This window comes from Clavibacter lycopersici, from assembly GCF_003576405.1.
Lineage (GTDB): Bacteria > Actinomycetota > Actinomycetes > Actinomycetales > Microbacteriaceae > Clavibacter > Clavibacter lycopersici.
This window is the reverse complement of sequence record NZ_QWGT01000145.1, coordinates 1-7,179: the sequence shown is the minus strand read 5'-3', so window position 1 is coordinate 7,179 and position 7,179 is coordinate 1. Positions and strand designations below refer to the sequence as shown.

At 72.9% G+C, this 7,179-nt stretch carries 7 protein-coding genes; all 7 read left to right on the top strand.

Going from position 1 to position 7,179, the window contains the following annotated elements; genetic code table 11:
* The coding region (locus DZG00_RS10310; protein ID WP_147359968.1) for a sugar phosphate isomerase/epimerase family protein at positions 1-543 on the top strand (543 nt) is incomplete at its 5' end.
* A 54-nt stretch (positions 544-597) separates the two neighbouring features.
* Positions 598-1,605, top strand: coding sequence for an inositol 2-dehydrogenase (iolG, locus tag DZG00_RS10305; RefSeq protein ID WP_119383237.1), 1,008 nt, complete (start codon positions 598-600; stop codon positions 1,603-1,605).
* 245 nt (positions 1,606-1,850) lie between these two features.
* Positions 1,851-2,828, top strand: coding sequence for a sugar ABC transporter substrate-binding protein (locus DZG00_RS10300; RefSeq protein ID WP_119382396.1), 978 nt, complete (start codon positions 1,851-1,853; stop codon positions 2,826-2,828).
* A gap of 109 nt (positions 2,829-2,937) precedes the next feature.
* Entirely contained in the window at positions 2,938-3,981 is a 1,044-nt protein-coding gene (locus DZG00_RS10295) for an ABC transporter permease (RefSeq protein ID WP_119382397.1), read from the top strand.
* On the top strand, positions 3,978-4,895 hold the full coding sequence (locus DZG00_RS10290) for an ATP-binding cassette domain-containing protein (protein WP_119382398.1): 918 nt from the start codon (positions 3,978-3,980) through the stop codon (positions 4,893-4,895). Before DZG00_RS10295 ends, DZG00_RS10290 begins: the two co-directional genes overlap by 4 nt.
* A 53-nt stretch (positions 4,896-4,948) precedes the next feature.
* Complete coding sequence (locus tag DZG00_RS10285) at positions 4,949-5,710, top strand: GntR family transcriptional regulator (RefSeq protein WP_119382399.1); 762 nt, start codon at positions 4,949-4,951, stop codon at positions 5,708-5,710.
* Between the two features lie 320 nt (positions 5,711-6,030).
* The coding region (locus DZG00_RS10280; RefSeq protein ID WP_119455594.1) for a dihydroxyacetone kinase family protein at positions 6,031-7,179 on the top strand (1,149 nt) is incomplete at its 3' end.

Below are 7,179 nucleotides of genomic sequence, written 5' to 3'. Positions count from 1 at the left end.
CGCGGCGCCGAGGCCGACCCGCTCGCCGACGCCGCCTGGTCGCGCCTCGTGGGCAACGCCGCGCGCGCCGCGGTGATCACGCGCGAGGCGGGCTTCGAGCCGACCTTCCACCACCACGCGGGCACGTTCGTGGAGTCGCCCGAGGAGATCGACCGGTTCCTCGACCAGGTCGACATCGGGCTCACGCTCGACACCGGGCACCTCGTCATCGCGGGCGGCGACCCGCTGGCCGCGATCGCGCGCTGGGGCGGGCGGATCACCCACCTGCACCTCAAGGACGTCGACGGCGCCGAGCTCCGCCGCGTGCTCGCGGCGGGCGGCGGCATGCGCCAGGTGTGGTCGTCCGGCGCGTTCGCGGCGTTCGGCCGCGGCGACGTCGACCTCGCGAGCGTCATGACCGCGATCGAGGCCCAGGGGTACGACGGCTGGGTGGTCGTGGAGCAGGACGTGCTCAACGCGCCCGACGCCGACATCCGCCGCTTCCGGGCCGAGCGCACGGAGGACCAGCGCGTCAACCGCGAGGCCCTCCGCGCCTGGGCCTGACCGACACCCCACCCGCGCACCCGCACCACCACCACGAGACACGAGGACGCCGACATGCCCACGACCCCCCTGCGCTTCGGCCTGATCGGCACCGGCCGCATCGGCCAGGTCCACGCCGCGAACATCGCCGCCGATCCGGACGCCGAGCTCGCCTGGATCTGCGACCCCTTCCTCGACGGCGCCCGCGCGCTCTCGGCCCGCCTCGGCGGCCGCGTCACCGAGGACGCGGCAGAGATGATGGCGTCCGGCGGGATCGACGCGGTGCTCATCGCCTCGCCGACGCCCACGCACGTCGACCTCATCGCCCAGGCGATCGACCACGGCCTGCCCGTGCTCTGCGAGAAGCCCATCGACCTCGACATCGCCCGGGTGGACGCCCTCCTCCCCCGCGTGCTCGCGTCCGGCGTGCCCGTGGCGCTCGGCTTCAACCGCCGGTTCGACCCGGCGTTCGCGGAGGCGCGCGCCCGGGTCGCGGCGGGCGAGATCGGCGCGCTGGAGCAGCTGTCGATCACCAGCCGCGACCCGTCCGCGCCGCCCGCCGCCTACGTCGCGGTCTCCGGCGGGATCTTCCGCGACATGACCATCCACGACCTCGACATGGCGCGCGCCTTCCTGCCGGACATCGTCGAGGTGCAGGCGATCGGATCCACCACGTTCGACCCCGGCGCCCGCGAGCACGGCGACTTCGACACGGCGGTCGTGACGCTCCGCGCGTCCACCGGGGCCCTCGTCGTCATCACGAACTCGCGGCACAGCGCCGTCGGCTACGACCAGCGGATCGAGGCGTTCGGCGCGCTCGGCTCCCTGCAGGTCGCGAACGCGCTCACGAGCCTCGTCAGCGTCTCGACCGCCGCGAGCGTCGAGGGCAAGCCGCCCTACCAGGAGTTCTTCCTCGAGCGCTACGCCGCGGCGTACGTCGCCGAGCTGCGCGCCTTCATCCGCCTGGCGCGCGGCGAGGCCTCGGACAGTCCGACGTTCCAGGACGGCCGCGCGGCGCTCGTGCTCGCCGACGCGGCGCAGCGCTCGGCCGTCGAGCGCGTGGCGGTGCCCGTCTCGCTCTGAGCCCGGCGGCGCCGTCCGACCGACCGTGCGCGCGGTCGGTCGGACGTCGGCGCGCGCGGCGAGGCCGGCGAGGCGGCAGACTGGAGGGTCGGATCCGTCGGGCAGGCCGCCGGACGACAGCGGGTCACGACAGGGACCCGTCTTGTCAGCATGTGTTGACAAATGACGTCGGGCGGGACGATGATCGCCCCGACGACGACGTCCAGGACCCCGCTCGCGGGCGTCCGCCCGACAAGGAGCATTCGATGAAGAACAGATTCCTCGCCCCCCTCGGCCTCGCGGTCGCGGCCGGGTTCCTCCTCACCTCGTGTGCGGGCACCGGCCAGGAGGCCGCGCCCACCGCGGGCGGCGCGAGCGGCGGCGGCGACCTCACGTTCGCGGTCGTCACGCACTCCGGCCCGGGCGACGCCTTCTGGGATCGCGTGAAGTCCGGCGCCGAGACCGCCGGCGGCCAGTACGGCGCCACCGTCACCTACAACGCCGACCCGGATCCCGCCAAGCAGTCCCAGCTCATCGACAACGCGGTGGCGCAGGAGGTGAACGGCATCGTGGTCTCGATGGCGAACCCCGACGGCGTGAAGGACAGCGTCGAGAAGGCCGTGGCGGCGGGGATCCCCGTGGTGACCATCAACTCCGGGATCGAGCGCTCGGCCGAGTTCGGCGCCCTCACCCACATCGGCCAGAGCGAGACGGTCGCGGGCGAGGCGGTCGGCACGCGTCTGGGTGACGCGGGGCTCACGAACGTGCTCTGCGTGATCCAGGAGGCCGGCAACGTCGGGCTGGAGGAGCGCTGCTCCTCCGCGGCGAGCGCCTTCGGCGGCCAGATGGCGAACCTCCAGGTCGACGGCACGAACGACGCCGACGTGAAGGCGACCATCAAGTCGAAGCTGCAGGCGGATCCCTCCATCGACGGCGTGCTCACCCTCGGCGGCCAGTACGCGATCGACGCGGTCGGCGCGGTGGACGAGTCGGGCAGCGACGCGCAGATCGGCACGTTCGACCTCTCGGAGGACGTGGTCAGCGCGGTCGAGGCCGGCACCGTCCTGTTCGCGGTGGACCAGCAGCCGTACGTGCAGGGCTTCCTCGGGATCACCGCGCTCGACCTCTACGCCACGAACGGCAACGTCATCGGCGGCGGCCAGCCCGTCTACTCCGGCCCCGCGTTCGTGACGAAGGACAACGCCGCGCAGGTCGCCGAGTTCGCGAAGAACGGCACCCGCTAGCACGTCGGGCCGGGCGCACCCGAAGCGCCCGGCCCGCCGCTCGACCACCGCACCGCACGCCCCGCACGCATCGCCCCGCACCGCCCGACGCCCACCGAAGGAGCCCGCGTTGACCACGACGGACATCGTGACGATCGCCACGAGGCCGCGCCTCGAGAACAGGCCGATCCGCAAGATCCTCGCCCGGCCGGAGATCGGCGCCCTCGTGGCCGCCCTCGCCGTGCTGGTGTTCTTCTCCCTCTACACGCCGCAGTTCCTCACCCTCGCCGGCGCGGGTGTGTGGCTCGAGTCGGCATCGACCTTCGGGATCATGGCGGTCGCCGTCGCGATGCTCATGATCGGCGGCGAGTTCGACCTCTCCGCCGGCGTCATGACGGGCTTCTCCGCCCTCGTCGTCGGCATCCTGACCTCCCACTACGGCCTGAGCATCTGGGTCGCGGTGCTCGTCTCCCTCGCGGCGGCCCTCGCGATCGGCGCCCTCAACGGGTTCCTCGTGATGAAGACGGGCCTGCCGAGCTTCATCGTCACGCTCGGCACGTTCTTCGCGCTCGCGGGCGTCGACCTCGCCGTCACCAAGCTCATCACCGGCCAGGTGGCGATCCAGGGCATGACGAAGGTGCCGTCGTACGACCAGATCCAGCCGATCTTCGGCTCGTCGCTCGAGATCGGCGGCGGCAACTTCTACGTCTCGGTCGTGTGGTGGTTCCTGGTCGCTGCCGTCGCCACCTGGATCCTCCTGCGGACGCGCGCCGGCAACTGGATCTTCGCGGTCGGCGGCGCCAAGGAGTCCGCCCGCCAGGTGGGCGTCCCGGTCTTCAAGACCAAGGTCGGCCTCTTCATGGGCACCGCGGGCGCGGCCTGGCTCGTCGGCATGATCTCGCTGTTCCGCACCTCCACGGTGCAGGCGAACACGGGCGTCGGCCAGGAGTTCATCTACATCATCTGCGCGGTCGTCGGCGGCTGCCTGCTGACGGGCGGCTTCGGCTCGGCCATCGGCGCGGCGCTCGGCGCGCTGATCTACGGCATGGTCTTCCAGGGCATCACGTTCGCCCAGTGGGACACGAACTGGCTCCGCACGGTGCTCGGCGGCATGCTCCTCGCGGCGGTGCTCCTCAACGACCTGGTGCGCAAGCGGGCGGGAGGCGGACGATGACCGCGGAGACGACCCCCACCGCGGGATCCGAGCCCCTCGCGGGCGCGATCCAGGGTGCCGCCGAGGAGGCCGGCGGCCGCCCGACTCCCCCGCTGCCGCCCGCCGGCACGACCATCCTCGAGGTCCGCGACATCGGCAAGAGCTACGGCGCCGTGAACGCGCTCACGGGCGTCTCGACCGTGGTCACCGCCGGCCAGGTCACGTGCGTGCTCGGCGACAACGGCGCCGGCAAGTCGACCTTCATCAAGATGCTCGCGGGCGTGCACGCGCCGAGCGAGGGCACGATGCTCCTCGACGGCGAGCCCGTGACGCTCGGGTCCCCGCGCGCCGCCCTCCAGGCCGGCATCGCCACCGTGTACCAGGACCTCGCGGTCGTGCCGCTCATGCCCGTGTGGCGGAACTTCTTCCTCGGCTCCGAGATCACGAAGGGCAAGGGGCCGTTCCGCCGCCTCGACGTGAAGGCGATGAAGGCCGTCACGCACGAGCAGCTCGCGCAGATGGGCATCGACCTGCGCGACGTCGACCAGCCCATCGGCACGCTGTCCGGCGGCGAGCGCCAGTGCGTCGCCATCGCCCGGGCCGTGCACTTCGGCGCGCGCGTGCTGATCCTCGACGAGCCCACCGCGGCCCTCGGCGTGAAGCAGTCGGGCGTCGTGCTGCGCTACATCGCCCGGTCGCGCGACCGCGGGCTCGGCGTGGTCTTCATCACGCACAACCCGCACCACGCGTTCCCGGTGGGCGACCGGTTCCTGCTGCTCAACCGCGGATCCAGCCTCGGCACGTTCGAGAAGGACGAGATCACCCTCGGCGAGCTGACGAGCCTGATGGCGGGCGGCGCCGAGCTCGACTCGCTGGCGCACGAGCTCGCGCGGGACCCGGGCACGGACGCAGGCGCGCCCGCGGAGGGCCGCTGAACCGCCGCATGCCAGGATGAGGCGTTGACCTGACCTACGAGGGAGCGATCCACGTGACGCAACCGGAGCAGATCCTGCCCCCCGACCTGTTCCTCGCGCTCGACCGCTCCGGCCCGGTCCCCCTCTACTACCAGGTGGCCAACCTGCTCGAGACGGCGATCCACGACGGCACGCTGCCCGCGGGTGCCCGGCTCGAGAACGAGATCGCGCTCGGCAACCGGCTCGGGCTCTCGCGCCCCACCATCCGCCGGGCGATCCAGGACCTCGTCGACAAGGGCCTGCTCGTGCGCCGCCGCGGCATCGGCACGCAGGTCGTCCACGGCCGGGTCACCCGCAACGTCGAGCTCACGAGCCTCTACGAGGACCTCGAGCGGCAGGGCCAGGCGCCGGCCACGCGGATGCTCTCGTCGTCGCGCGGCGAGGCCGACGAGAGGATCGCGGAGTCGCTCGGCGTCGAGGTCGGCAGCCCCGTGCTGCACCTCACCCGGCTGCGGTCGGCCGACGGCGTGCCGCTCGCGATCCTCGACAACGTGCTCCCGGAGCCGTTCGTCGACCTCGACCCCGAGGAGCTCGCCACGCACGGGCTGTACCAGCTGCTGCGCGGCCGCGGCGTGATCATGCGGGTCGCGAAGCAGCGCATCGGCGCCCGCGCGGCCACCGCATCCGAGGCGCGCCTCCTCGACCTGCCGCGCGGCGGGGCCGTGCTCACGATGTCGCGCACCGCCTTCGACAGCTCGGGTCGCGCCGTCGAGCACGGCCAGCACTGCTACCGCCCGGACCTGTACTCGTTCGAGATCACGCTCGTCGACAGGTAGGCGCGCGTAGCGGATCGGACGCGGAGAGGTCAAGGCCCGGGCCGGATCCCGCGTCCTCGCGCGATCGTCATTACGGTCGCCTGAAGGATCGTGTACCCGCACGTACCCGAAGGAGACCGTGGCCGCCCCCTGCCCCCGTGGGTCGTGGCCGCGGGATCCCGCCCGCAGCGGACCCGGACGACGCCGCGGGAGGAGCCCGGGACGACGCCTGACCCCCCGCGTCGTCCCGGGCTCCCACGCGTCCGGATCCGTCGACCCGTAGGCGAAGGATCCAATATCCTATAGGATCTCCTCACGTGCTCGATGAGGAGGACACACGGATGACCCGGCTCTGGAACGACCCCGCGGACTTCGCCGACGACATGACGGCGGGCTTCGTGCGCGCCAACGGCCGGTGGGTCCGGAGGGTGCACGGCGGCGTCTCCCGCTCCACCCGATCGGCCGAGCCCGAGGTGGCGGTCGTCATCGGCGGCGGCTCCGGCCACTACCCCGCGTTCGGCGGGCTCGTCGGACCGGGCCTCGCGCACGGCGCCGCGATGGGCAACCTGTTCGCGTCGCCGTCCGCGCACCAGGTGGAGTCGGTGATCCGCTCCAGCGAGCAGGGCCGCGGCGCGCTCCTCCTCTACGGGAACTACGCCGGCGACGTGCTGCACTTCGACGACGCGCAGGAGCGCGTGCGGGGCGACGGCATCGACTGCCGCACCGTGGTCGTGACCGACGACATCTTCAGCGCCACGCCCGACGAGCAGGCCAAGCGCCGCGGGATCGCGGGCGACCTCACGGTCTTCAAGGCGGCGGGCGCCGCGTCCGCAGCGGGCTACGACCTCGACGACACCGAGCGCGTCGCCCGGCTCGCCAACGCGCGCACCCGCTCGATGGGCGTCGCGTTCACGGGCTGCACGCTGCCCGGCGCCGACGAGCCGCTGTTCTCGGTGCCGGAGGGGCGCATGGCGATCGGGCTCGGGATCCACGGCGAGCCCGGCATCGACGAGACGGACATCCCGTCCGCCGACGGCCTCGCCGAGCTGTTCGTGACGCACCTGCTCGCCGAGGCCGAGGTCCCGGACGGAGTGACGGTGCGCGGCGCCCGCGTCGTGCCCGTGCTCAACGGCCTCGGATCCGTGAAGAACGAGGAGCTGTTCGTCGTGTTCACGCGCGTCGCGGATCTGCTCGAGGAGGCCGGAGTCACGCTCGTGGATCCGCAGGTCGGCGAGTTCTGCACCAGCTTCGACATGGCGGGCGCGTCCCTCACGCTGTTCTGGCTCGACGACGAGCTCGAGCGGCTGTGGACCGCGCCCGCCGACACCCCGGCGTTCCGCAGCGGCGCCTTCGACGGATCCGCGCTGCAGCAGGTCGACGCGCGCGAGGACGACGAGGTCGACGCCGCGATCCCGGACGCCACCGAGGCGTCGCAGGCCGCGGCCGCGCGCGTCGCCGCCGCGCTCGACGCCGTGTACGCGGTCGTCGCG